Origin of the sequence: Pyxidicoccus sp. MSG2 (assembly GCF_026626705.1) — a bacterium.
Lineage (GTDB): Bacteria > Myxococcota > Myxococcia > Myxococcales > Myxococcaceae > Myxococcus.
Genome location: NZ_JAPNKC010000001.1, coordinates 5,382,447 through 5,409,114, shown reverse-complemented (window position 1 = coordinate 5,409,114; position 26,668 = coordinate 5,382,447). Strand labels below are relative to the sequence as shown.

Below are 26,668 nucleotides of genomic sequence, written 5' to 3'. Positions count from 1 at the left end.
ACCTTGCGCGGGGAAAGGGAGTGCTCTCCACCAGTGCGGTGGTGGATGCGCCTCCTCCGACGCCCGCCCGCTCGCTTTATTCAAGCGCGCGTTGCAATAGCACGCGGCACTACGTCATCCAGTGCAGGCCGCCCGAGCCGATGAAGCGCACGACAACCAGCACCCACATCGCCATCGCGCCCATCCCGAGCACGATGCCGAAGAGGGAGGACGCGCGCCGGCCGATGGGAGGCCGGGCGTTGGGGTCCACCCGCCGCAGCGCAATGACTCCACAGATGACGGCGGCGGGCGCGAACAGCGGCATGAAGTACCCGAGGACGCCCAACGACACCGCATGCCGCGCGAGCGGGTTGTTGACCCGCAAGTCCCAGAGCCGGCGCAGTGCGCGCTCGGGGACCTGCACGCGGAAGAAGAGCTTGCTGCGCGGGTCGAGGAAGATCTGCAGCGCGAAGATGAAGAGGAAGATGAACACCACCACCATGGCGATGGCGAGCGCGAGCGCGGCCTGGATGGCGAGGGCGACAGGCAGGAGCAGCAGCGCGTAGCGCGCCCACCGCATGCCCAGGAAGAAGCAGACGCACACCGCGAGGGCGACCAGCATCCCCAGGAGCGTGGGCACGTCCTTCTCGATGAAGGCCGCCTGCATCCCCATCGTGGCCACCACGGCGCAGCCCGCCACGAACCACGCGCTGCTGTCACGCTTCCCCCAGAGACTCAGCCGGAAGGTCTCCAGGTAGTTCACCTCGGGGCGCGCGGCGCACGTGGGGCAGTACAGCGCACCCAGCAGCCACGTCGTGCACGCGCCGCAGACGAAGGTGCCGCAGCGCTGACAGGTGGCGCCAGCGAGCTCGTCGGGGTGGGTGGCACAGCGGGCCAGCGCGTTGGGGGACACGTCCACGGACATGCCCCCCAGTTTCGCACGAAGCCGCGGCTCGCCGGGCCTGGCCGCCTGGCTGCCCGGGTGTTCCGCGCTACTGCTGGGTGAGCACCGCCGAGCAGGTGTGGTTCAACGACGGGGCCGGCTGCGTGGAGTCCGTGCTCGCCGGCCCGCCGCGACAATCCAGCCGCAGGGTGCCCCCCACTCCGGGGGTGCTCTCGCACGTCCGGACAACGTGGCTGCCGAGATCCTCGTCCGTGGGCTCGAAGCCGCCGTCCGGGGTCTCGGAGACGTACAAGTCGCCCCACAGGGTCCAGCCACCGTTCCACAAAGCGCCCGTGTCAGGGATGCCGCAGGAGTCGGGCAGGCCGAGCTCCGGCGACACCTCCACCTCCTCGGCGATGTCGCACGCATCCTTCCCCACCTTGATGCGGAGAGTGCCGTCCCGTCCGCAGGTGTTCTCCGTCACCTGGAAGGTGACGTCCTCCGCCGCGCGTCGGCACACCTGCGGCTCGGAGTCGGCGATGAGCAGCAGGGCGGTGGCCGTGAGGGTGGCGGCGGTGACGACGTTCTTCAGTAGGGCACTCATGTCGAAGCTCCGGGGGTGCGGGAAGCGGCGGCTCGGCCGTACAGCAACGCCGCTCCGATGAAGGGCAGGGTGACGAGGTCCGTGGGGTCCGCGACGGCGTGGAACGGGCCCCTGAAACCCAGCGGTGCGCCAATGACTTGCAGGACGTCGCAGAACAGGTCCGCCGCGGGCTGCGACACCTTCAGCGCGGTGTAGAGGAGCGCCGTCGCGACGGCACCGAGCCCCAGCCGCGTGCTCCGGGGCCAGCGCGTCACCAGGGCCAGCAGCGCGGACAGGTAGAGCGGCAGGAAGAAGCAGATGGCCACGTCCGACACCTTCCCGGTGAGCGCGTTGTGCAACGCGGGCTTGAGCCAGCGGTCGTTCACCGCCATCAGCCCCACGGCCAGCAGCGGCAGCGGCGCGAGGAACTCCGGCATGGACGGCAGCGACTTCACGGGCGGCCATGTCAGGGGGGACGTCATTGGCCCGGGCCAGTCAGCAAGGCCCAGGCCATGTGTAACCATATGAAAAGACTGAATGGACCTGCCTCGCCAACGGGAGGCTCCTGACATCTCCGTCATGGACGGGCTCATTCAGGACGCGGACGGGCCCAGCACAGCACCCCGCCCATCCGGCTGGCGGCAGCGGCGGAAGGAACGTTCATTCCGCCGCTGCCGCCCGCCGGGAGCACCTCATTCCGCGCGGGACACACCCGCGTCCTGAATGAGCTCGTGCCCTGGGTCTGGCGGGCGCCGCCCCGGGACGTCAGGCCCACTGAGCGTCGGGAGCACCGCCGGGGTGTGAGGCCCGCGCCACACACCCGATACATGTCTCACCCTCCACGCCGCGACTCCCGCGCTCCATGGCAATCAATGCCTGCCTGCCTGGCGTACCGGTCCGACCTGCCGGGGCGTCAAAGAGACATCACGCCTGCTCGCCTGCCCTCAGAGGCACATCAACCCTCCAGGGTCGTCCGCATGTCCATGTCAGTCCCGGGTTGTATGGCTTGAGGTGTGATGGATTTCGCCACCCTCGACTCGCTGAGACATCAGCACCCCGCGTGGCGGCTGCTCGTCGCGGACCACGCGCCGCTCATCGCCAGCTTCCTGCACCACAGCTTCCTGGAGGCCAACGCGCGCTCGCTGCCCCAGCGTGAGCTGGTGCTGAAGCTGGAGGACCACCTCCACACGCTGCGCGAGCGGCTCGGTGCGGACGCGTTTCCGCGCGCGGCCACGGCGTACCTGGACGACTGGGCGGAGGACGGGCGCGGCTGGCTGCGCAAGTTCTACCCGCCCGACACGGACGAGCCCCACTTCGACCTCACCTCCGCCGCCGAGCGCGCCATCCGCTGGCTGTCACAGCTCGCCGACCGTTCCTTCGTGGGCACGGAGTCGCGGCTGCGCACCGTGTTCGCACTCCTGGAGCAGATGACGGAGGGCACCGAGGTGGACCCCAAGGCCCGCCTCGCCGAGCTGGAGCGCCGCAAGGCCGACATCGAGGCGGAGATGGCGCACGTGCGCGCCGGCCATGTGGAGTTGATGGACGAGGCCGCCCTCAAGGACCGCTTCCAGCAGATGGCGGACACCGCGCTCGGGCTCCTGTCCGACTTCAGAGAGCTGGAGCACGGCTTCCGCGAGCTGGACCGCGTGGTGCGCGAGCGCATCGCCACCTGGGAGGGCACCCAGGGCGAATTGCTGGAGACGGTGCTCTCCGAGCATGACGCCATCAGCGGCTCGGACCAGGGGCGCAGCTTCCGCGCCTTCTGGGACTTCCTCATGTCCCCCGCGCGCCAGGAGGAGCTGACGCGCAAGCTGGAGCGCGTCTTCGCGCTGCCCGCCGTGCAGGCCCTGAAGCCGGACCCGCGCCTGCTCCGCATCCACTTCGACTGGCTGGAGACGGGAGAGCACACCCAGCGCACCGTGGCCCGGCTGTCGGAGCAGCTCCGGCGCTACCTGGATGACCGCGCGTGGCTGGAGAACCGCCGCATCATGCAGTTGTTGCGCGGGGTGGAGCAGCACGCGCTCGCGGTGCGACACCAGCCTCCGCCGGGCCGGGCCTTCATGGCCATCGACGAGCCGTCACCGTCCGTGGAGCTGCCCCTGGAGCGGCCCCTCTTCTCACCGCCCGTGCGGCTGCGCATGGCGGACGCCGAGGTGATGGAGGCCAGCGAGGACGTCCCGGCGGAAGCCCTCTTCGCCCAGGCGTTCATCGACAAGGAGCGGCTGCGAGAAACCATCCGCCACGCGCTCCAGACGCGCGAGCAGGTGTCGCTCGCGGAGTTGCTCCACGAAGCCCCGCTCCAGCAAGGCCTTGCCGAGCTGGTGGCCTACCTCGACCTCGCGTCCGACGACCGGACCGCCCTGTTCGAGGACTCACGAACCCAGACGCTGACCTGGACGGATGCGCGAGGCCGCGCGCGCCGCATCACCCTTCCCCTGGTGCTCTTCCACCGATGACTCCCAACAACACTCCCCGTCCCGCGGACTCCTGCGACTCCCTGTCCCTCGTGCTGGTCGCCCTGATGAAGGGCGTCGTCTACCAGGAGGGCGACGCCAGCCTCTGGCATGGCCTGCTCAACGTGCAGGCGCGCGTGCGCGAGCACGTGGCGGTGCTCGGCCTGCAACTCGTGCTCGATGAGACGGAGGGCTATGCGTACCTGCGCCAGCAGCCTGCGTCCGAGGGCGGCGCGGCGCTGCCGCACCTCGTGGTGCGAAGGCAGCTCGGCTACGGGGTGAGCCTGCTGCTCGCGCTGCTCCGCAAGAAGCTCGCCGAGGTCGAGGCCTCGGCGGGCGTGCACCGCCTCGTGCTGCGGCGCGAGGAGATTCTGGACCTGGTGCGCCTGTTCCTCCCCGAGGGGACGAACGAGGCGCGGATGATGGACAAGCTGGAAGCGGACCTGGCCCGGGTCATCGAGCTGGGCTTCCTGCGCAAGCTGCGGGGCGGGGATGACGCCTACGAGGTGCGCCGCGTCCTCAAGGCCTTCGTCGACGCGCAGTGGTTGGACACCTTCCAGCAGAAGCTCGCGGACTACCGCGCCCACCTGCTCGCCCACCTCACCGAGGTGAACGGAGCCACGCAATGAGCACGGCACCTTCCTTCAACCAGGCGGACCTGCTCGACCTCGGCGCCACCGACGCGCGCGCGGGTTTCAGGCTGCACCGCTTCGAGGCCTACAACTGGGGCACCTTCCACCAGCGCGTCTGGCACCTGGGGCTCGGCGGTGACAACGGGCTGCTCACCGGTGACATCGGCTCGGGCAAGTCGACGCTGGTGGATGGCGTGGTGACGCTGCTCGTGCCGCCGCAGAAGCTCGCCTACAACAAGGCGGCCGGTGCCGAGTCGCGCGAGCGCACGCTGCGCTCGTACGTGCTCGGCCAGTACAAGTCCGAGCGTGGCGAGGGCGGGCACGGCGCGAAGCCCATCTTCCTGCGCGACGGGACGAGCTACTCCGTGCTGCTCGGCCACTTCTACAACGAGGGTTATGACCAGCACGTCACCCTGGCCCAGGTGCTGTGGATGCGCGAGGCGGAAGGTCAGCCGGCGCGCATGTACATCGTCGCGGACGGGAAGCTCTCCGTGTCCGAGCACTTCGCGGGCTTCGGCGCGGACATCGCCGCGCTGCGAAAGCGGCTCAAGGCGCTGAAGTGCGAGGTGCATGAGACCTTCCCGCCGTACGCAGCGGCCTTCCGGCGGCGCTTCGGCATCAAGGACGAGCAGGCGCTGGACCTCTTCCACCAGACGGTGTCGATGAAGGCGGTGGGCAACCTCACCGACTTCGTGCGCCAGCACATGCTCCAACCGTCCGCGGTGGAGCCCCGGCTCGCGGCGCTCATCGGCCACTTCGATGACCTGCACCGCGCGCACGAGGCCGTGCTCAAGGCGAAGAAGCAGATGGCGCAGTTGGAGCCACTGGTGCGCGACTGCGAGAAGCACGAGGCCCTGGCGGCCGACCTGGCCACCCTGCGCAAGAGCCGCGAGGCGCTGCGCCCCTGGTTCGCGGGACAGAAGGCGAAGCTCGTGGAGGCGCAGCTCGCGGGCTGGAGCACGGAGCGTGAGCAGACGCGCCTGGAGGCCGGAGAGCTGACGGACGAGCGGCGCCGTCAGGGCACGGAGCGGGACAGGCTGAAGCAGGCCATCGCCGCCAACGGGGGCTCGCGGCTGGAGACGGTGAAGGCGGACCTGGCCCAGCGGCGGCGGCAGCGGGAGGCGCGCTTCCAGAAGGCGGAGCGGTATGCGCAGCTCGCCACCTCGGCGGGGCTGCCGGCGGCGGCGGACGCGGACACGTTCCTCTCGAACACGCGCGCCATCCAGACGCTGCTCACCGAAGGGGAGGGCGAGCTGACGCGGACGCATGCCGCGCTCACCGACGTGGGCGTGGAGTTGCGCGGGCTGGGACAGAAGCACGCGGAGGTGGGCGCGGAGCTGGAGTCGCTGCGCCGACGCCGCTCCAACCTGCCGTCGCGCATGCTCGCGCTGCGCGAGCGCATGTGCGCCGAGCTGGGGCTGGACGCGGAGGCGCTCCCCTTCGCGGGTGAGCTGCTCCAGGTGCGCGAGGAGGAGCGCGACTGGGAGGGCACCATCGAGCGCGTGCTGCACGGCTTCGGCACGTCGCTGCTCGTGTCGGACGCCTGCTACGCGAAGGTGGCGCAGTGGGTGGAGCGCACGCACCTGGATGGGCGGCTCGTCTACTACCGGGTGAAGGAGGAGGGCACGGCACGCGTGCCGCAGCTCCAGCCGCACTCGCTGTTGCGCAAGCTGGCCATCAAGCCGGACTCCGGAATGTACCGGTGGCTGGAGGCGGAGCTGGCGCGGCGCTTCGACTACGCGTGCTGCGACACGCTGGAGCAGTTCCGGCGCGAGCGGCAGGCCCTCACCCGCTCCGGCCAATTGAAGCGCGGCGGCGAGCAGCACGAGAAGGACGACCGCTTCCGGCTGGATGACCGCTCCCGCTATGTGCTCGGCTGGACGAACGAGCAGAAGCGCGCGGCGCTCGAAGCCGAGGCCCGCTCGCTGGAGGCGCGCCTGTCCGCCGTCACCGCACGCGCCCTGGAGTTGGAGTCCCGCCGCAAGGGCTTGCAGGGACGCCGCGAGCTGCTCAGCCAGCTCGCCGTCTTCGACGCCTTCCGCGAGCTGGACTGGAAGCCCGTGGCCGCCGACCTCCAGCGGCTGGAGGAGGGGCTGCGCGAATTGGAGTCCGCGTCCGACGTGCTCCACACGCTGGAGGGCCAGCTCGCGAAGCAGGAGCGCGCCCTGGAGCGGACGGAGGCGAAGCTGAAGGAGGTGGAGAAGCGCCAGGCCCGCCTGGAGGTGCAGGAGGAGTCCGCGCGCAAGGCCCTGGCCTCGTACGAGAAGGCCCGGCAGGAGGCCACCGAGGAGGTGCGCGCGTGCTACCCGCGCGTGGAGGCGCTGTACGCCGAGGTGACGGGCGGCGCCGCGCTGGAGGCGGACCCGGGCGACGAGCGAGAGCGGCAGCTCCGTGAGGAGTTGCAGAAGCGCATCGACGCGGAAGGCCGGAAGATGGAGCGCGGGCGCGAGGCCATCATCCGCGCCATGCAGACCTACCGCGCGGACTTCCCGCTGGAGACGCAGGAGGTGGACGCCAGCCTGGACGCGGCCGGCGAGTACGCGGCCATGCTGAAGGCGCTGCGCACGGATGACCTGCCGCGCTTCGAGACGCGCTTCAAGAGCCTGCTCACGGAGAACACCATCCGCGAGGTGCTGAACTTCCAGGGCCAGCTGCTGCGCGAGCGCCAGGACATCCGCGAGCGCATCGACACCATCAACCGCTCGCTCCGCGCCATCGACTACAACCCCGGGCGGTACATCCTCCTGGAGGCGTCACCCGGCGCGGACGCGGACGTGCGCGAGTTCCAGGCGGACCTGCGTGCGTGCACGGAAGGCACGCTGTCCGCGCCCGAGGACGACGCGTACTCGGAGAAGAAGTTCCTGGAGGTGAAGCGCATCATCGAGCGCTTCCGGGGACGCGAGGGCAGCGCGGAGGCGGACGCGCGCTGGACGCGGCGGGTGACGGACGTGCGCAACTGGTTCAGCTTCTCCGCCTCCGAGCGCTGGCGCGAGGACGACCGCGAGCACGAGCACTACACGGACTCGGGCGGCAAGTCCGGTGGCCAGAAGGAGAAGCTCGCGTACACGGTGCTGGCCGCGAGCCTCGCCTACCAGTTCGGCCTGGAGTGGGGCGAGACGCGCTCGCGCTCGTTCCGCTTCGTCGTCATCGACGAGGCCTTCGGCCGGGGCTCGGACGAGTCCGCGTCCTACGGGCTGGAGCTGTTCCGGCGGCTGAACCTGCAATTGCTCATCGTCACGCCGCTGCAGAAGATTCGCGTCATCGAGCCGTATGTCGCGAGCGTGGGCTTCGTCCACAACGAGGCGGGGCGCAGCTCCAAGGTCCGCAACCTCACCATCGACGCGTATCGCGCCGAGCGTGAGGCCCGCGGACACTGAGCGGAAAAGGGGGGCGCCAACCACAAGACGGTGTCTCTTATTCCTGCTTTCATTCCCTACCCAGGGGCCCCGGGTCGCATGCTATGCGCTGGACGTGAGTCCATGGCATCGAGACCCGGAGGCACCTTGTTTCGAATGAAGGCCCTCGTCGCCGCAGCCCTCGTCTTCAGCGGGCTACCGGCGCTCGCCCAATCCCCCAAGGAGGCGAAGCCCGCGGCTGGCCGCGAAGCGCTCGCCATCCCCTTCGAGAAGTACACCCTGCCCAACGGTCTGGAGGTCATCCTCTCCGTCGACCGCAAGCTGCCGATTGTCTCCGTCAACGTCTGGTACCACGTCGGCGCATACAACGAGCAGCCCGGCCGCACCGGCTTCGCGCACCTCTTCGAGCACATGATGTTCCAGGGCTCGAAGCACGTGGCGGATGACGTGCACATCTCGCTGCTCGAGCAGATTGGTGGCACCGACCTCAACGGCACCACCAGCTTCGACCGCACCAACTACTTCGAGACCGTCCCCAGCAACCAACTGGAGACGGCGCTGTGGCTGGAGAGCGACCGCATGGGCTTCCTGCTGGACGCCCTGACGCTGGAGAAGCTCAACACCCAGCGCGAGGTGGTGAAGAACGAGCGCCGCGAGGGCACGGAGACCGCCCCGTACGGAGAGGCTCGCGAGAAGGCGTGGCATGCGCTGTTCCCGCTGCCGCACCCGTACCACGGGGACGTCATCGGCTCGATGGAGGACCTGAACGCCGCCACCGTGGACGACGTGAAGGGCTTCTTCCGCCAGTGGTACGCGCCGTCCAACGCGACGCTCACCATCGTCGGTGACTTCGACGTCGAGAAGACGAAGGCGCTGGTGGAGAAGTACTTCGGCTCGCTGCCCAGCCACCCGAAGCCGGTGCCTCCCCAGGTCGCCCCGGTGAAGCTCACCGCGCCCGTGGTCATCCGCCAGGAGGAGCGCGTGGCGCAATTGCCGCTGCTGTCCATCCAGTGGCTCACCGCCCCGTACCTCCAGGAGGGCGACGCCGTCGCGGACGTGCTCGCCACCGCGCTGTCCACCGGCAAGGCGAGCCGCCTCTACCGCCGCCTGGTGCTGGAGAAGCAACTGGCCCAGAGCGTCAGCGCCACGCAGCAGAGCCAGGGCGCGCAGTCCGTCTTCACGCTGGACGTGGTGGCCCGCCCCGGCGTGTCCACGGACCTGCTGCTGAAGGAGGTGGACGCCATCCTCGACGAGGTGCGGAAGAACGGCATCACCCAGGAGGAAATCGAGCGCGCCCGCACCCGCTATGACACGCGCATGCTCGCGGGCCTGCAGTCCGTGGGCGGCGGCGGCGGCAAGGCGGACGTCCTGCAGAGCTACAACCACTTCGTCGGCGACCCCGGCTACATCGCGAAGGACCTGGCGCGCTACGAGCAGGTGACGCCCGAGTCCGTGAAGCAGTTCGCGCGCGACGCGCTGTCCTCCAACGCGCGCGTCATCCTCCACGCCGTACCGCCGGCCCGCCGGCAGGCCCCCATCGAACCGAAGGAGCGCAACTGATGCGCCGCCTCCTCACCGCCCTCCTCGCGGCCTCGCTGGCCGCCTGCGCCAGCAACCCCAAGCCCCCGCCGCCGCCCAGCCCGGACACGCCCGCGCTGGAAGCGACTGCCACCGAGGCGCCTCCGCCGACCCCGGCCGCCCAGGACCCCGAGGCCTTCCGTGAGAAGCCGCCCGAGCCCGGCAGGTCGCCGGACCTGGTGCTGCCCACGTTCCAGAGCGCGAAGCTGGACAACGGCCTCACCGTCCTGGTGAGCACGCGCAAGGAACTGCCGCTCGTCTTCGCCGGCGTGGCCTTCGCCTCGGGCAGCGCGCAGGACCCGAAGGGCAAGGCGGGCCTGGCTGAGCTGTCCTACCGCATGCTGCTGGAAGGCGCGGGCAAGCGGGACACGGTGGCGCTCGACAACGCCTTCGCCGACCTGGGCGTGTCCCCCGGGCTGGACGTGAATCCGGACGGCGCCGAGGTGGGCGTGCGCGTGCTGAAGCGCAACGTGGAGCCGGCGCTCGCCCTGCTGGCGGACGTGGTGATGCGGCCCAAGTTCGACGCGAAGTCGTTCGACCGGCGCAAGAAGCAGCAGCTCGCGGACCTCGTGCGGCAGTTGGGCTCGCCCATCATGCTCGCGCAGCTTGCGGCCCTGGACGCCATCTTCACCGCGGACCACCCGTACGCCCACATGGCCGACGGCCTGCCCGCCTCCGTGCAGGCGCTGACGCTGGCGGACGCGAAGGGCTTCTACCAGCGCCACTCCGGCCCGCGCGCCGCCGCGCTCATCCTCACCGGGGACATCACCCTGGACGAGGCGGTGGCGCTGGCGAAGAAGCACCTGGGTGCGTGGAAGGGCCCGGGCACGCCGCCCGCCGCGCCGCCCACGCCCGCCGCACCGCCGCGGCAGCAGGTGTACGTGGTGCCCAAGCCCGAGCTGGCGCAGACGGTGATGCTGGTCGGCCGGCCGGGGCTCGCCGCGGGCCACGCGGACGAGCACGCGCTGGAGCTGGCCACCACCGTGTACGGCGGCTTCTTCGGCAGCCGGCTCAACATGAACCTGCGCGAGGCCAAGGGCTACAGCTACGGCGCGGGCGCGTTCATGGACACGCGCCTGGGCGTGGGGCCGCTGCTCTCGTACACCGCCGTGCGCCAGGACGTGACGGGCCCCGCCCTCACCGAGCTGGTGAAGGAGCTGTCCGGCCTGAAGGAGCGGCCGATTACGGAGAAGGAATTGGAGTCCGCGCGCGAGGGCCTCATCCGCGCCATCCCCGCCGGCTTCGAGACGGTGGAGGGCCTGGGCGCCACCGCCGCGTCCATCTACTTCAAGCGCCGCCCGCTGAATGAGCTGGAGCGCACGGTGGAGGGCCTGCGCAATGCCACCGCCGCCGAGGTGCAGCGCGTGGCCGAGCTGTACCTGGCTCCGGACGCGATGCAGATCGTCCTCGTGGGAGACCCCTCCACCATCCAGGAGCAGGTGGGCCCGCTGAACCTGGGCAAGCTGACGCCGGTGGAGCCGGACGCGGCGCCCGCGCCGGGGGCCTCGAAGTAGGCCGTTGTCTTGCGTTGCAGCGCCGGGGCTCGCGAGCACTCGCGAGTCCCGGCGGCCTTGCTGGCTTGCGCTAATCCTCTTCGCCCTGTCCGGCCATGCGCGCCTCGGCCCGCTCGCGGCCGATGCGCTCGCGCTCCAGCTCGTCGGCTTCGTCGATGGGGCTGCGGATGTCGGGCACGTCGCCGCCCACGGGCGCGTCACTGTCGAGGGCGAACTTCGCCTCGCTCGTGGCGTGGATGGAGTCCGCGGAGTAGAGCGGCAGCGTGTCGTCCGCCTCCAGTCCCCCTTCCACGCGGTCCTTCGCGTAGGAGGGCTTGTGGGGGGCTTCCTTGCCGCCCTTCAGGGGGTCGTACTTCCGGTTGGGCATGATGCGCTCCTCGTCGAAGGGCGCGGGGAAGAGCCCCACGCCGGCACACTCCTACGAGGCTCAATGTCGGGGCGCGCGGGTTGCCTACCAAGCTCCCCACGGCGGCACGGACGCATGCCTGCCCGGACGCCGTGGAACCAGCGCGGCGCGGCCTACCGGGACGGCGCCGGGGGCTCCACCACCACCTGCATGGAGAGCGGGGAGTGCTCGGTCTCCCAGCGCAGCCACAGCTTGGGGCGGGAGGTGGCGTTGGTGGGCCGCTTCACGCACAGGGACAGCCAGTTGCGCTCGCGCAGGTAGTGGTCGGCGCCCACGGGGAGCAATTCCGTCTGGATGAAGGACGGCAGATCTTCCACGCCCTCTCCCGCCAGCGTGCGCATGCCGAGGAACTCGAGCATGCCGGGGGGCGGGTGGACGATGGCGGAGGACGTCACCTGCTCGATGGCGGCCTCGGCGACGCCGGGGGAGAGGTGCTCCGGGTTGCGCGAGCGGATGAGGCCACGCGCGCCCACGTGCACGTCGCCGGAGATGACCGTCACCGCGCAGCAGGACTCCTTCGCCAGCCGGAAGAGGTCCATGATGAGGCGCGTGCGCTCGCCGCGATGAACGATGGACTCCCACTGGTCCAGCATGTCGTCGCGCAGGTCCATCATCCCCGCGACACTCTCGGCGGCCTGGCCGAAGCGCAGGTGGACCAGGGGCACCGAGGACACGACGATGACGTGCCGGTACTTCATGCCCGCTCCGGCCTGGTGCTCGCGGCGCCACGTGTCCAGGTCGGACCACTGCGCTTCGTTCATCACCACGTGCTCGGTCTTTCCGGTGGACCTCACGCGGCTGGTGCGGCCGCTGCGCAGGTCCAGCATCACCACGTCGAGGTCGCACTCGTCGCCGGTGAAGCGCACGGTGCGCAGGTAGTGTGTCTCTCCCGGCTTGCGCTCGCGCGGCGTCTTCTCGGCGGTGCGCAGGCCTCCAAGCTGGAAGGCCTCGTAGGCGAGCGCCGCGGCGCTGTAGAGGGCGCGGTACCAGGGGCTGGCCTGGAGTCTCTCGTGCGAGCCCCAGCCGTCGAAGATGTCGTGGTCATCCCACGTGAAGAGGCCGGGGACGCGGGCCAGCATGGGGGCGATGCCGGCGGTGCCGCTCCAGCGCTCGCAGTACAGCTCCACGTAGCGGGCGACCATGTCGTCGTGGAAGTTCGCGGGCAGCTCGCAGATGAGCTTCTTCTCCAGGGGCAGCTTGCGGAAGTCGACGAGCTCCTGCGAGGCGTACCAGATGGAGTCCGCGTACACCTGGTCTCCGCCGCCGATGAGCAGGTGGAAGCCGCCGGTGGCTTGTTCGTGCTGCTCGCGCATGTCCTCCCAGCAGGCGAAGGGGTGGCCCATCTTCGACACCGCCTTCCACGCCTCGGCGCTGCCGCCGCCGTTGCAGGAGAAGAAGGCCGCGCGCGGCTGGGTGCCCCGCTCCGGCACGACGACGTCCTTCACGTCGTCCACGCCATCCAGCGGGGCGGCGCCGTCCATGGGGACGAAGCGGTAGGCGACGCGCGTCGGGTGGGGGGCGCGAGGAAGGGAGACGTTCCACTTCCACAGCACGCCGGCCATGGGGCTCTCGAGGGCGGAGAAGTCGGCGGCCAGCTTGGGGTCGGTGATGACGGCGCCGGGAAGCTCCTGGGCGCTCGTGTCGAGGAACACGAGCCGCAGCGGCGGAGGCTTCGTGGGGTCCGTGCCGGAGAGGTACAGGTTGACGGAGAAGGTCCACGTGTCCGTGGACTGCGCGTCCGTCATGTACAGCATCGGCCCGAGCAGCTTCTTCATGGCTCCCCCCTGCGAGTGCGCCAGGGCCCATGTGCCCTGGCGCGAGAGGGATTCTAGCGCGGTGGAGCCTTCACGCGGGGAGCGGGTGGTATCCCCAAGTTACCCACAGCCCTGGGGGCAGGCAGGCGTTCACTTCCCGAGGAAGCCGAGCAGCGCGGCGTGGAACTTCTCCGGCGCCTCGAAGTGGGGGATGTGGCCCACGCCGGGAAGCTCCGTGAGCGTGGCGTTGGGGATGGCCTTCGCCACCGCCTTGCCGAGCCGCGGGTACTGGCCCAGCGTCGCGGCGACGTCCGCGGGCACCTTGCCGCGGCCGATATAGGTGCGGTCCTCCTGGCCGATGACGAGCAGGGTGCGCGGCTTCACGAGGGGGAACTCGTGGGAGACGGGCTGCTCGTAGATCATCTGCGACGTGGCGGCGGCCACCCAGGCGAGGCGCGGGTACTCACCGCTCTGGAGCTGCCGGGCGAAGATTTGAACCCAGACGTCGTACTCGGGCTTCCACTTCACGTAGTACGTCTGGTGGTACTTGCGGGTGCCCTCCTCGGTGGCCTGGAGCTGCTCGCGGTACCAGGCCTCGGTGGACTGCCAGGGGACCTTCTCGCGGTAGTCCTCGAGGCCGATGGGGTTCTCCAGCACGAGGTGCGTGGTGGCCTCCGGGTACATGAGGGCGAAGCGCGTGGCGACCATGCCGCCCATGGAGTGGCCCACGACGGCGGTCTCCTGGATGCCGAGCGTGTCGAGCAGCTTCTTCGTCAGTGAGGCGAAGGTGTGGAAGCTGTAGTGGACGTCCGGCTTGGAGGAGCGGCCGAACCCAATCTGGTCCGGGACGACGACGCGGTAGCCGGCGGCGGTGAGGGCGCGGATGGTGCCCTCCCAGTACGCGCCGAAGAAGTTCTTCCCGTGGAGCAGGATGACGGTGCGCCCGTTGGCGCGGCCCGTGGGCTTCACGTCCAGGTACGCCATGCGGAGGTCCTGGCCCTCCAGCGTGACGGGGAGGAACTGCACGGGGAACGGAGAGGGGAAGCCCTCCAGTGCAATCCCGAGCGGCTCGGGGGCACGGCGCTCCTGCGCGAGGGCAGGCGCGGTGGTCAGCAGCAGGGCCGCGAGGGCCAGGATGGGGGGACGCGTGAGCATGGCTCGGGTGTAACGCGATGAGCCAAGGCCCGCACGTGTCCGTCGGGCCCGCGTGTCCAGCGGTGGACCGCGGTGGCCTCACATCGCTCCCCGCCCGCTCCGTGGGCGTCCCCTGAGATGGGCTGCAAGCCTTCAGCACCTCCCCTCACCGCATCCTCACTCTTCCCTGGGAGCATGGCAGTCCTTGACTCCGGGTAGGTGCTGGCCTGATTCCCTCTCAAGATTAGAATATTACTATTAACTGGTTTATGTAGATTTTATCGGGTAAAGCGTCGCGTCTGAGAATGGGTCCAGCCCCCGCGCCCCTTTCTTAAGACAGCTCATCCCGCATCGAACGATGCCGCGCGTTCCCTGCCGCCGCGCGAGGCCTCCGTTGCCTCGGTGCGCCCCGCGAGCCCCCTCAGACACGAGCTTCACCCCGCAGTCCCACCCCACGTTGAAGTTGGAGTCCGTATGAACAATGTGAAGAGCTGTTGTGTGGGCCTCCTCTCGGCCCTGTTCCTCGTCGCATGCGACGAGGGGCAGACCGGGAACGAGAGCCTGAGCCAGCATAAGCAGGCTCTTGCGCCTCAACTCCCCGCCGCCGGGTTTTCTCTATCCGAAGTACAGCCTCCCCAGCGCTTTCCGGGTGTCAGTGGAAGCCGGGCGGGCTCGGCACTCGTCACCGGCGACCTGAACGGCGACGGACTCAGCGACATCGTCGTCGGGGCACCGGGCCCGAGCAGCGGCTCCTACGTGAGCAAGCTCTACATCCTTCAAGGGAACGCGGACGCTGACATCTCGACCGCGTCCCCGCGCATCGAAGGCGTCTCGGCGTATCGGGCCGGCTCCAGCCTGGCCATCGGCCACTTCACCGGAACGACTCGGAGCGACCTGCTCATCGGCGCACCGGGCTACAACGTGGGCGGCCTCAACCGTGGCGCCGCGTACCTGATGAACGGCGACCCGCTGCCCGCGAACGGTGCATCTCTCTCCTCCACCACCGTGGCGAGACCCATTCCGGGCCAGGCGTCCCCGGACATGGCGGGCTCCGCCGTGGCCATCGGTGACGTCATCGGCGGCGGTGATGCCGACATCATCGTCGGTGCCCCCAACCGCACGACGGGCACCGGCGTCGTCTACGTGCTCTCGGGCCCCATCAACCTGGCCAGCCTCCCCGCCAACCTCAGCTCCAGCACGACGGTCATCACGGGCGCCGCCGGCAGCCAGACTGGCGCTGCCGTCACCACCGCCGACGTCAACGGTGACGGACGCGCGGACCTCGTCGTCGGCGCTCCCAAGTACAACGGGATGGGCGCCGTCTTCGTCTTCTTCGGGCCCTTGAGCACGGGCGCCGTGTCGCTCGCCAGCGCGAACCTGACACTCCTGGGCGCCACGGCGAATGAGCTCGCGGGGACATCGGTTGCATCCGTGGGAGACCTCGACGGCGACGGTGACGAGGAGCTCCTCATCGGTGCGCCGGGCACGGGCGCCCTTCCAGGCCGGGCCTACCTCGCCTATGGAGGCGCCAGCGGCTCCGTGGGCCTGAGCACGCTGCCCCAGTTCGTCGGAAGCCCGGGTGACCTCGCCGGCACCTCCGTCGCTCGGGTCGGCGACGCCGATGGAGATACCCGCGTCGATTTCCTCGTCGGTGCTCCCGGTTACGGCTCGGGCGCCGGCGCGGTCTACCTCGTCTACGGCGGCCTCACGCCCTTCACGGGAACCCGACCGCTCTCCGACTTCCCCTGGTTCGAGGGCGAGGCCGCGGGTGATGCGGCCGGCACCGCGGTGGCGGGCGCCGTGGACGTCAATGGCGACAGGAAGGCCGACATCGTGATTGGCGCTCCGGGCGCCGCGGCCCGGGGCACGGTCTACGTGCTGACACTCAGGAAGTGGTTCGGAGACATTGACGGAGACGGTTACGGCGACCCGAACAACTTTCAGGAGGCGTACTTCGCTCCGACCCCCGGAAACTGGGTGCTGACGGATAGCGACTGCGACGACCAGAACGATGAAGTCCACCCGGACGCAGCGGAGGTCTGCAACGGCATCGACGACAACTGCAACGACCTGGTCGACATCGATGACCCCACCATCACCGATGCCCGCTACTTCTTCAATGACCTGGACGGGGATGGCCGCATCGACCTGGATGCGGACTACACGTTCGCCTGCTTCGGTCCTCAGCAGACCATCGCCTTCGGAGATGAGCTTGGCTACGAGTGCAGCGGCATCTTCACGGACGACGACCCGAACACCTACGACGGCGCCCCTGAGGTCTGCGACTCGAAGGACAACAACTGCGACGGCCCCGTCGACGAGGGCGTGACGACGACCTACTACCGGGACGCCGACGAGGACACCTTCGGTGACCCCAGCGACTACGTCGACGCCTGCGCCGTGCCCGAAGGCTACGTCACCAGCGACACGGACTGCGACGACACGCGAGACACCGTGAAGCCGGGCGCCACCGAGGTCTGCAACGGCCTGGACGACAACTGCGACTCCCAGACCGACGTCAACGCCACCTGGTACGCGGACCTGGACCAGGACGGCTTCGGCAGCGACTTCCCCTACGCGCCCATCGTCGTCCCCGCCTGCGGCCCCCCGCCCACGGGCTATGCCAACAACAAGGACGACTGCAACGACCGCAACCCCGCCATCCTCGGCCCGCCGACGTGGTACCGCGACTCGGACGGGGACGGCTTCGGTGACGCGGAGGAATCCACCAAGGCCTGCACCCTCCCCGCCGGCTACGTCGCCGGCTCCTCGGACTGCGACGACACCAACGCCGCCGTGACGGAAATCCACTGGTACCAGGACACCGACGGCGATGGCTTCGGCAACCCCTCCCAGCGCGTCAACTCCTGCTCCGGCGCGCCCGCCGGCTACGTCGCCCCCAACACGGACTGCAATGACACCAACGCGTCCGTCTCGCCCGCCCAGACCGAGGTCTGCAACGGCGTCGACGACAACTGCGGCGGCGGCATCGACGAGGGCGTGAAGTCCACGTACTACCGCGACGCGGACGGCGACGGCTTCGGCAACGCCTCGAACACCACCCAGGCCTGCTCGGCGCCCTCCGGCTACACCGCCGACTCCACGGACTGCAACGACGCGGACTCGACGCTCAACCCGAACACCCGCTGGTACGCGGACACGGACTCGGACGGCTACGGCAGCACCACGTCCGTCGCGTCCTGCGTGCAGCCCGCCGGCCACGTCCGCGGCAACACCGACTGCGACGACACCCGCAACAGCACGTATCCCGGCGCCTCCGAGTTCTGCAACGGCCGCGACGACGACTGCGACGCCGTCACCGACGAAGACACCTCGGTGGACGCGACGCTCTGGTACCGCGACGCCGACGGAGACAGCCACGGCACGCTGCTCGTGTCCACCCGGGCCTGTGCCGCGCCGTCCGGCCACGTGGGCTCGAGCGACGACTGCAACGACGGGAACGCCAGCATGTACCCCGGCAACACCGAGGTGTGCGACGGCGTCGACAACGACTGCGACTTCGACAAGGACGAGGACGTCAAGACGACGTACTACCGCGACAACGACGGCGACGGCTACGGCAGCCCGTTCGCCTTCCAGCTCGTCTGCTCGGCCCCCGCCGGCTACGTCACCAACAACGAGGACTGCAACGACAACTCCAGCAGCATCGCCCCCAACCGCGCCGAGGTCTGCAACGAGGTGGACGACAACTGCAACAACGCCATCGACGAGGGCGTCAAGACGGTCTTCTACGCGGACCTGGATGGGGACGGCTTCGGCACCACCAACGCCTCCTACAGCCGCGAGGCCTGCACGGCGCCTCCGGGTTACACCCAGACCACGGGCGACTGCGATGACCGCAGGAGCGAGGCGAACCCGGGCGGCACCGAGGTCTGCGACCTGCTCGACAACGACTGCAACGGCTCCATCGACGAGGGCGTGCAGCTCACCTGGTACCAGGACGCGGACAACGACGGCTTCGGCGTCCCGGGCGTCACCACCCTGGCCTGCCTCAAGCCCACCGGGTATGCGGCTGTTTCCACGGACTGCAATGACGGCCGGAGCGACATGAACCCGGGCAGGCAGGAGCTCTGCGAGGCCGTGGGTGGCCCGCAGGTGGACAACGACTGCGATGGCGACGTGGACGACGCCATCAACACGCGCACCTGGTACGTGGACGGGGACGGCGACGGCTTCGGCTTGCAGGACGACCCCGTGCAGAGCTGCGGCCAGCCGGCGGGCCACACCGCCACCTCGGGCGACTGCGACGACACGCGCGCCAACGTCCACCCGGACGCCGCCGAGTCGTGCGAGACGAGCGGCCCGCAAATCGACAACAACTGCAACGGCGACCCCAACGACGACCCCAACGCCCCCGTCTGGTACGGCGACGGGGACCGGGACAACTACGCGGGGACGACGTTCAAGCTGCGCTGGTGCACCAACCCCACGGACCTGAAGGACGCGAACGGCAACACCATCGTCGATGGCAAGTACGTGGCGAGCCTGACGCCCACGGACTGCAACGACAGCAACCCGTCCATCAACCCGGGGGCCACCGAGGCCTGCAACCACATCGACGACAACTGCAACAGCCAGACCGACGAGGGCGTGCAGGCGGCGTACTACCCCGACAGGGATGGCGACGGCTGCGGCGACATCAACGCGCCTCCTTCGTGGGCGTGCGGCGCGCCGGGCACCTGCGGCTTCGGCTTCGTGAGCAACAACAACGACACGAACGACAACAACCCGAGCGTCTGCAACTAGCCGCACGCCCGGGTTCGAAGTGAAGAACGGTGGAGCCCCGGAGCCCCGCGCGGCCCCGGGGCCCCACCGCCTGCCTGGAGGAGGCGGATCACTCCGCCACTCCAGGCAAGGTCTTCAGGCGCTCAGCCGCGCAGGTACCAGAGGTGCGCGGCGGCGCCGAAATCCCGTGCTTCCGCCTTGCGCTCCAGCAGGAGCGGCGACTGCGCATGCAGCAACTCCTGCCCGTCCGGGGACACCACGCGGGTGAGCTGCCACTCGCCCAGATCTCGCAGCCGCTCGTACCAGGCGCCGTCGTACGGCATGACGGCCGCCAGAATCTCCTGCTGCTCCAGCCGCTCGCCCAGCCGGTCCAGGTCCGGCACCAGGGCCACCGTGACACGGTCCAAGCGGGGTGCGCCCCGGAAGTAGCCACGGAAGGCGCGCAGCCCCACCGCGTCCTCCGTGAAGGTCTCCACCTGGAAGGGCCCGCTGCCCACCGGCAGGAGCCCGAAGCCGTCCGGATTGGGCTCGTACGTGGCGCGAGGGACGATGCCCGCCCCCAGCAGCGGCGTCAGCGCGTCCGGCGCCTCCAGGAGGAACGTCACCTGACGTCCCACGGTGGTGACGTCGAGGACGCGCGCCGCCCACGGGCGCCAGGGCGAGTCCAGCTCGCGCATGCGCTGGAAGGTGAAGCGCACGTCCTCGGCCGTCACCGGGGTGCCGTCGTGGAAGCGCGAGTCCCCGCGCAGCGTGACGGTGACGGCGTAGCGGCGCGTGCCGCCCACGTCCACCGGCAGCGGGGCGCTCCAGGCCTCGGCCAGGTCCGGCACGGCCTCGCCCTGCGGGCCCTCCCGGCGACCGAGCCCGCGGAAGACGAGCCCGAGCACGCTGGAAGCCTCCTGCGGCCCGGCGCGCAACGGGTCCAGCCGCTGCACCTGGCGGAAGTCGCCCAGCGCCAGCGACTGCCGGGGCCGCACCTGCACCCGCCGCAGGAAGGTGCGCCGCGCACGGTCCTCACCCGGCACGGTGCCGCCGGGGTCGGCGACGAAGCGCACGGTGTGCACGCCCTCGCCCAGCAGGAGCTGGCGCCGGGTGCTGCTCTCCGACGAGCGCTGGCCCGGCTGCAGCGGTCCGTGGGGCTCTTCCGGAAGCGGAGTGCCGTCCACGCTCCACTGCACCGCGAAGCCGGGCGTGGCGAGGCCGCCAGGGTTGGCGAGGATGGCCTGCACGTCGAAGGGCTCGTCCGCCAGCAGCACCTCTTCGCTGAGCCGCAGGTCCTCCACCGTGAGCTCCGGAACGGTGGACTCCCAGGCGAGCACGTTGCTGGGCTGCGAGCCCACCACGACGAAGACCAGCCCGGCGCCGCGCGCCTCCATGGGCACCTGCACCGTCAGCCGCGAGGGGCTCCACTCCAGCACCTCGGCCTCGCGCCCGTGGAACATCACCACCGCGCCCGCGGGCCTCACCAGCCCCAGGTTGCCGCCCTCCAGCACCACGGTGGTCCCCGGCGGCGCACGGTCCGGCCGGGCCACGGAGATGTACGGCATGCCGCGCCAGCCCCGCAGCCGCGTCTCGGGGATGGCCGCCTTGCGGCTCACCTCGGCCAGCATGGAGGCGGTGCGCGTGTAGCGCAGCAGGTCGTCCACCGAGTAGATGCCAATGGAGTTGAGCGCGAGGATTTCCGGGGCGGTGATGCCGGGCAGCGAGGGCAGCGGCGCGTTGTTGGTGGTGTCGTCCAGCGCGCGGCGCAGCCCGGACATCTGGCTCTCCAGCACCTGGGCGAAGTCCAGCTTCAGCAGCGAGTCCGTGTCCTGGCCCGGGTCCACCGCGCGGAAGAAGAGGCGCCCATCCGGGTCCCTGCGCAGCGTCACCTCCGCGTCGAGGGCAATCTTCTTGATGGCGAAGGTCATCTTGCGCGCGTACGACTTGAGCGCCAGCGTGTCCTCGGCACGGTCCACCTCCGCGGCAATCGCGTCGACCAGGTCCGCGAGCTGCCACTCCACGTTGTCTTCGAGGCTCATGGGCCCTCCGAGGCCGGAGGCGGCGTGCCGGTGGACTGGACGCCAAGGGTGATGGAGACGCGGCCGAGGCCCCCCACGACGGGCGAGTCGAGGGTGCTGGGCAGCGTGAGCACGAACCGCTCGGGCTCCGTCTCCGGGTTCTGCCCCGCCGGGCGCAACCGCAGATAGGCGGGGACGCTCAGGTCCACGTCCTTCACCAGGAGCCGCATTCCGGCCTCCTCGGAGGTGCGCTCGATGGATGCGGCGAGGTCGTCGAAAATCAGGGTGAGCAAATCACCCAGCGAGATGTCAGCCATGGGAGTGGATGGGCACGGACACGAGTAGACCGCGAGGGCGGGCGGCCGTGCGTGCCGCCCGCCCTCACGGAGTCACGTCAGAAGATGGGGCCGTCCGTGACGATGGGCGCGAAGCTCTCGGTGCGGAACTGGATGCGCACCTGGCCGATGATTTCCGCGTTCATCGTCACCTCGTCGAAGGTGCTCTCGTTGACCGAGCTCACCTGCAGGGTGCCGTAGCTGGCGCCGAAGTTGGTCCGGAACCAGCCTCCGAAGCCCACCCGCCCGTTGACGCTGGCGCTGAAGTTGGACTGCTCGTAGCGGCTGCGCTGCACGGACTGCGCGTCCGTCGAGGCCACGGTGAAGGTGAGCCGCGACAGGATTTCGCCGTTGGACACCACGATGCGCGCCATGCCCTCGCGAGCCATGGCACGCAGGTGGGAAATCATGTTGATGGCGAGCATCTCCGCCACCGCGTCACGGATGAGCGTCACCTGGGCCGCGGTGAACGACGTGGCGCTGGAGGGGATGTCGTTGGGCGTCACGAACTGCAGCGGCGTCTTGTTGTCCGCCGTCTCCGCGATGAGGGCGTTCACCACCTCCAGCAGGTTCTCATGCGCCGTCTTCGCGGGCGCACCCGAGTCGGGGTCCGCGGGCGTGGCCTGGAAGGTGTAGCCGGTGCGGCAGCTCGTGCCGCCCACGCCGTCCTGGTAGCGCTGCGCGAGGTGGGCGTTGATCTGCGCGGTGGTGACGTGCTCCTCCTGGAACTCGGCCAGCGTCCTGGCCAGGTCCGCCACCAGCTCCGCGTACGCCTTCATCTGCTTGAGGGTGGCGCCCACCACCGCGTCGAAGGTGCCGTTGATGAGCCCCGCGGTGAACTCCACGAAGCCCAGGTTCTGGACCTGCTTGAGGGCGTTCACCCCCGCGTCCAGCGCGGGCGCGGCCAGCGAGGCGCCGCCCCTGGGCTGCCCGGCCGCGGTGAGGTGGCTCAGCGCTCCGTGCACGGCCTCGCCCACGGCCTGGCGCACCTCGAGCCGCTGCTTCTCGTCGCGGATGCCCGCGACGGCCTTGTCGATGGTCTTCATCAAGGGCCCCAGGTCCTTCTCGTAGTCCGGCTTCCGGCTGCCAGGGCGCTTCCCGCTGACACGAATGCTCTTCTCCATGGTGTGCTTCCTCGTTGTGACGGCGTGGTTGCGTCGCGACAGCCGGTACCGCGCGGGAAGGCCCGGCTCCCCCGCGAGTGCGGGGACGCGGAGCTGCCGCTCTCCGAATGAGAACGACAGGCTCTGCGTGCGACGGAAGCCACGATGCAGGGGCGGTCTGACATTACCTGTTTGACGGTTTTATGCCGAATTGTTCGACTTCATTGCATGTCACTGACATTGAATATGAATTGGTTTTCAAGGTCAGTCAGTGGTTGAGCGAGGCGTCCAAAGAAGAGGAGGACTCACAATGCTGAAGAGCCTGGGCGTTCGAGGTGTCGTGGGGCTGGTGGTCGCGAGCATGGCCCCGGAAGCGCTGGCGCAGTCGCCCGCGCACCTGGCCCCTCCCGATTGGAGCCGGCAGCTTGGAACGAGTTCCTACGAGCAGGTGTCGGGGGTCTCCGCCTCGCTCGGGAAGGTCTTCCTCACGGGCTATACGCAGGGGCAGCTCGGAGCGGAACCTTCCGCCGGAGGTGCCGACGTCTTCGTGGCACGGCTGGGCGGAGATGGCGCACAGGACTGGGTGAGGCAGTTCGGCTCAACGGCCAATGATTACGTGACAGGGATTGCGGCGCACGATGCGAACCCAAATGCTGTCTCTGTCTATGCTGTGGGGTACACGTCCGCCGCGCTGGATGGGAATTCCTCCGCGGGAGGCACCGACGCGTTTCTCGTCAAGTATGACGTGGCGGGGAACAGGCTGTGGACGCGGCAGCTCGGCACCAGTGCGGGTGACTTCGCCCAGGGCGTGGCCACGACTCCGGACGGAAGTGTCTACGTGACGGGCTACACGTCGGCCTCGCTCCACGGCCAGCCCCATGCGGGAGGCCAGGATGCCTTCGTGACGAAGTACGACGCGGCGGGCAACCGGCTGTGGTCGCGGATGGTGGGCTCCAGCCGGAACGACCAGGGCCGGGCGGTGGCAGCGGGGCCGGATGGTGCCGTGTACGTCACCGGCTTCACCTTTGGAGGGCTCGACGGGAATGCCAACGCGGGAGGCTCCAGCGGCGCCACGTCAGACCTGTTCCTGGTGAAGTACGACGCGGCGGGCATCAAGCAGTGGACCCGGCAGCTCGGCACCTCCACCACGGACGTGGCGCAGGCGGTGGCCACGTCGCGGCGAAGCTCTGGCGAGCTGGACATCTATCTCGCGGGCCGCACCCTGGGAGGGTTGGACGGACAGGGCCCGCTCGGCAACTACGACTTCGTGGTGGTGAAGTACGACGCGGCGGGCAACCGGAAGTGGACGCGGCAGCTCGGGACGCCAGGGGAGGAACAAATCTTTGGCGTCACTTCCGACGGCGGCGGCAACGTCTACATCACCGGCTCGACACCATCGGACCTGGAGACGGGCGCACCCCTGGGCAGCAACGACCTGGTGCTCCTCAAGCTGGACGCAGCGGGCACGCTGAAGAGCCGCCGGCAGCTCGGCTCGGTCAACACGGCGAATCCCTCACGGCGCAGCGACGCGGGGCTCGCGGTAGCAGCCGACCCACAGCGGGGCGTCTATGTCGCGGGCTACACCGAGGGCACGCTCGGCGCCGCGCCGTCGGGAGACAAGGATGCGGTGGTGGTGAAATACCTCGACGGCTGCGAGGCGAACACAGCGGGCCAGTGCGAGCTGGGCTACGGCTGGGGCCGCCAGCGCAGGCCGGATGGGTGGGTACGTCAGCTCGGCTCAGCCTCTGACGACAACACCGCTGCCGCCGTGGCGACGGCGGCCGGCATCCATGTGGCGGGAGAGACCTACGGCGCCTTCGGCGGCAGCACCCACCAGGGTGGTGGCGACATCTTCCTGGCATCACATGACACCGCGGGAGGGCTGCGCTGGGTGCGCCAACACGGCACGGCAGAGGATGAACTGGTCCACGACCTCTCCGCGGACGACGAGGGAAATCTCTACGTCGCGGGGGGCACCAGCGGGGGGCTCGACGGCAACACCTCGGCGGGACTCTTCGATTCATTCATCGTCAAGTACGACGCCGGGGGGCAGCGCCTGTGGACCTGGCAGCTCGGCTCCTCCGAGTTCGACATCGCCCGCGCGGTGGCGGGGGTGCCTGGCGGCGGCGCCTACGTGGTGGGAGGCACTTATGGAAACCTCGACGGGAACGTGAACGCGGGCTTCGGCGAGAACGACTTCTTCGTGTCGAAGGTGAGCGCAACGGGCACGCGTGTGTGGACGCGCCAGCTCGGCACCTCGGCGTATGACGAGGCCGAGGCCGTCACCGTGGATGCCCAGGGGTCCGTCTACGTCTCAGGCAGCACCGCGGGGAGCATGGGCGAGGGTGGGCCCCGAGGGGACAACGACGTCGTGCTCGTGAAGTTCGATGCCGCGGGCAACAGGCTGTGGCAGCGCCAGTTCGGCTCCACGGGTCCGGATTACTCCGCGGGGGTGGTGGAGACCAGCGCCGGCATCCTCGTGGTGGGGAGTGCCGCCGGCGACGTCGGCGGGCAGCCCTCACTGGGCGGCTTCGACTTCTTCGCGGCGCTATTCTCTCCCTCCACCGGACAGCCTCTCGGCTGGTGGTGGTTCGGCACGGCAATGGACGAATACGCGGGCGCGCTCGTCGCGGACGGAGCCGGAGGCGCCTGGCTCACCGGCAGCACGCTGGGGGCGTTGGAGACAAGCCTCGGTGGGCAGGACGTGGCGCTGGTGCGCCTGTCCCCGCAGGGTTCGCCCATGCTGGTACGCCAGCTCGGCACCATCGATGACGAGAACGCCGATGGCGTCGCCGTCGATGCCCAGGGCCGCGTCTACATCGCGGGGGAGACGCTGGGCACCTTCGAGGGACAGACTCCCGCGGGGGCCTTCGACTTCTTCCTGCTCAAGGACCAGGCGCTCACGGAGTGAGTGCCTGAAGTCCTAGGGTGCGGAGTCGCTGAAGCTGCGCGGCCGCATGAAGCGCAGCGTCAGCACGAGCGCGAGGAACAGGATGCTGGAGCTGACCATGACGAAGCGAAGGCCCACGCGGTCCGCCAGCGCGCCCAGCCCCCACACGCCCGCCGCGTACCCGCCGCCGAGCACCATGCTGTAGATGCTGCTCATCCGCGCCTGCAGCTCGCGCGGCACGCGGGACTGACAGTAGGAGTTCAGCCCCGTCATCATCATCATGTAGCTGGCACCGAGCAGGACGATGCCCACCGCCGCCACGTGCAGCGTCGGAGACAGCCAGTACAGCGCCGACACCGCGCCAATCGCGAGCGAGATGATGCCCAACAGCCGCCGCTGTCCCAGCGCGTCCACCAGCGTGCCCACCACCAGCGCCGCCGTCACCGCACCCGCGCCCTGGCAGGAGACGAGCATCGACGTGGCCCCGGCGCCCTGACCGAACTCGCGGATGGCGAACACCGGCACCAGGCCGATGAAGGGCGCCACCAGGCCCGCGACGAGCATCGTGCCCCACAGCATCAGCGAGATGTCCGGGTCCGCCCGCACCACCGAGAAGCCATGCGCAATCTGCTTCCACAGGTTCTGCGCCACCTTGCCCATCTCCCGTGGCGGCATCCGCACGCGCGACAGCGCCACCAGCACCGCGAGGAAGGACAGGGTGTTGATGAGCAGCGCCCAGGACGCGCCACCCGTCGCCAGCACGAGCCCCGCCAGTGCCGGGCCGATGATGCGCCCCAGGTTGTACTGCGCCGAGTTGAGGCTCACCGCGCTGTGCAAATCCCGCGGAGGCACCAGCTCCGCGAGCATCGCGGAGAAGGCCGGGCTGATGAGCGTGCTCGCGCAGCCGTTGAGCAGCGAGACGACACCCACCGCGTGCACGCTGAGCTGGTGCGTGAAGGCCAGCAGCGTCAGCACACCGGCGAGCAGCAACTGCACCACCGTGCCCAGCGCCACGTACGCGCGCCGGTCGAACCGGTCCGCGAGCGCACCCCCCAGCGGCGACAGAATCACCGAGGGCAGGAAGGTGAGGGCGGCGATGCCACCCGTCCACTCGGCGCGGCCGGTCTCCTGCGTGACGTACACGCCCATCGCGACCGCCTCCATCCAGGTGCCGATGGTGGAGACCAGCGCGCCCAGCCAGACAGCGAAGTAGCCGGGGTGGTCGAAGGCGCGAAGCGAGGAGAGACGTGGCAGTCGGAGTGCGCGCACGGCGAACATCCTTGTATCGCACGGAGCCGACTCGCGCCTTCATGACTCGCGTC

Annotated in this window: 17 protein-coding genes; 7 read left to right on the top strand and 10 right to left on the bottom strand. The window is 69.7% G+C overall.

Annotated features, from left to right (window positions below; genetic code table 11):
* Positions 1-109 precede the first annotated feature (109 nt).
* The 3 genes from OV427_RS20935 to OV427_RS20925 form a co-directional block, all read right to left on the bottom strand.
* Complete coding sequence (locus tag OV427_RS20935; RefSeq protein WP_267857908.1) at positions 110-904, bottom strand: hypothetical protein; 795 nt, start codon at positions 902-904, stop codon at positions 110-112.
* Positions 905-971: 67 nt separating this feature from the next.
* A complete protein-coding gene (locus OV427_RS20930) occupies positions 972-1,466 on the bottom strand; it encodes a hypothetical protein (protein WP_267857907.1) in 495 nt (164 codons plus the stop codon).
* Entirely contained in the window at positions 1,463-1,927 is a 465-nt protein-coding gene (locus OV427_RS20925; RefSeq protein ID WP_267857906.1) for a hypothetical protein, read from the bottom strand. The genes OV427_RS20930 and OV427_RS20925 overlap by 4 nt, the downstream gene beginning before the upstream one ends.
* A gap of 534 nt (positions 1,928-2,461) precedes the next feature.
* Here OV427_RS20925 and OV427_RS20920 point away from each other — a divergent pair.
* From OV427_RS20920 to OV427_RS20900, 5 genes are all read left to right on the top strand, one after another.
* Positions 2,462-3,901, top strand: a complete 1,440-nt coding sequence (locus tag OV427_RS20920; RefSeq protein WP_267857905.1) for a DUF3375 domain-containing protein — start codon at positions 2,462-2,464, stop codon at positions 3,899-3,901.
* Complete coding sequence (locus OV427_RS20915) at positions 3,898-4,527, top strand: DUF4194 domain-containing protein (protein ID WP_267857904.1); 630 nt, start codon at positions 3,898-3,900, stop codon at positions 4,525-4,527. Before OV427_RS20920 ends, OV427_RS20915 begins: the two co-directional genes overlap by 4 nt.
* On the top strand, positions 4,524-7,907 hold the full coding sequence (locus tag OV427_RS20910) for an ATP-binding protein (protein ID WP_267857903.1): 3,384 nt from the start codon (positions 4,524-4,526) through the stop codon (positions 7,905-7,907). The genes OV427_RS20915 and OV427_RS20910 overlap by 4 nt, the downstream gene beginning before the upstream one ends.
* A 135-nt stretch (positions 7,908-8,042) precedes the next feature.
* Entirely contained in the window at positions 8,043-9,446 is a 1,404-nt protein-coding gene (locus OV427_RS20905; protein ID WP_267857902.1) for a M16 family metallopeptidase, read from the top strand.
* Positions 9,446-10,978: a M16 family metallopeptidase gene (locus tag OV427_RS20900; protein WP_267857901.1), complete on the top strand. Its 1,533-nt coding sequence runs from the start codon at positions 9,446-9,448 to the stop codon at positions 10,976-10,978. The genes OV427_RS20905 and OV427_RS20900 overlap by 1 nt, the downstream gene beginning before the upstream one ends.
* Positions 10,979-11,048: 70 nt before the next feature.
* Here OV427_RS20900 and OV427_RS20895 read toward each other — a convergent pair whose 3' ends face one another.
* The 3 genes from OV427_RS20895 to OV427_RS20885 form a co-directional block, all read right to left on the bottom strand.
* A complete protein-coding gene (locus OV427_RS20895; RefSeq protein ID WP_267863454.1) occupies positions 11,049-11,345 on the bottom strand; it encodes a hypothetical protein in 297 nt (98 codons plus the stop codon).
* A gap of 152 nt (positions 11,346-11,497) precedes the next feature.
* A complete protein-coding gene (locus OV427_RS20890; RefSeq protein ID WP_267857900.1) occupies positions 11,498-13,159 on the bottom strand; it encodes an alkaline phosphatase D family protein in 1,662 nt (553 codons plus the stop codon).
* Between the two features lie 129 nt (positions 13,160-13,288).
* Positions 13,289-14,293, bottom strand: coding sequence for an alpha/beta fold hydrolase (locus OV427_RS20885; RefSeq protein ID WP_267857899.1), 1,005 nt, complete (start codon positions 14,291-14,293; stop codon positions 13,289-13,291).
* Between the two features lie 453 nt (positions 14,294-14,746).
* Between OV427_RS20885 and OV427_RS20880 the strand changes: the two genes are divergently transcribed.
* Entirely contained in the window at positions 14,747-19,039 is a 4,293-nt protein-coding gene (locus tag OV427_RS20880; RefSeq protein ID WP_267857898.1) for a MopE-related protein, read from the top strand.
* A 122-nt stretch (positions 19,040-19,161) separates the two neighbouring features.
* Here the strand turns inward: OV427_RS20880 and OV427_RS20875 are convergent, their stop codons facing one another.
* From OV427_RS20875 to OV427_RS20865, 3 genes are all read right to left on the bottom strand, one after another.
* Entirely contained in the window at positions 19,162-21,039 is a 1,878-nt protein-coding gene (locus OV427_RS20875; protein ID WP_267857897.1) for an ABC transporter substrate-binding protein, read from the bottom strand.
* On the bottom strand, positions 21,036-21,335 hold the full coding sequence (locus tag OV427_RS20870; RefSeq protein WP_267857896.1) for a hypothetical protein: 300 nt from the start codon (positions 21,333-21,335) through the stop codon (positions 21,036-21,038). Before OV427_RS20870 ends, OV427_RS20875 begins: the two co-directional genes overlap by 4 nt.
* A gap of 77 nt (positions 21,336-21,412) precedes the next feature.
* Positions 21,413-22,477: a hypothetical protein gene (locus OV427_RS20865; protein ID WP_267857895.1), complete on the bottom strand. Its 1,065-nt coding sequence runs from the start codon at positions 22,475-22,477 to the stop codon at positions 21,413-21,415.
* A gap of 289 nt (positions 22,478-22,766) precedes the next feature.
* Between OV427_RS20865 and OV427_RS20860 the strand changes: the two genes are divergently transcribed.
* Positions 22,767-25,367: an SBBP repeat-containing protein gene (locus tag OV427_RS20860; protein ID WP_267857894.1), complete on the top strand. Its 2,601-nt coding sequence runs from the start codon at positions 22,767-22,769 to the stop codon at positions 25,365-25,367.
* Positions 25,368-25,379: 12 nt separating this feature from the next.
* Here OV427_RS20860 and OV427_RS20855 read toward each other — a convergent pair whose 3' ends face one another.
* Positions 25,380-26,615: an MFS transporter gene (locus OV427_RS20855; protein WP_267857893.1), complete on the bottom strand. Its 1,236-nt coding sequence runs from the start codon at positions 26,613-26,615 to the stop codon at positions 25,380-25,382.
* Positions 26,616-26,668: the final 53 nt, after the last annotated feature.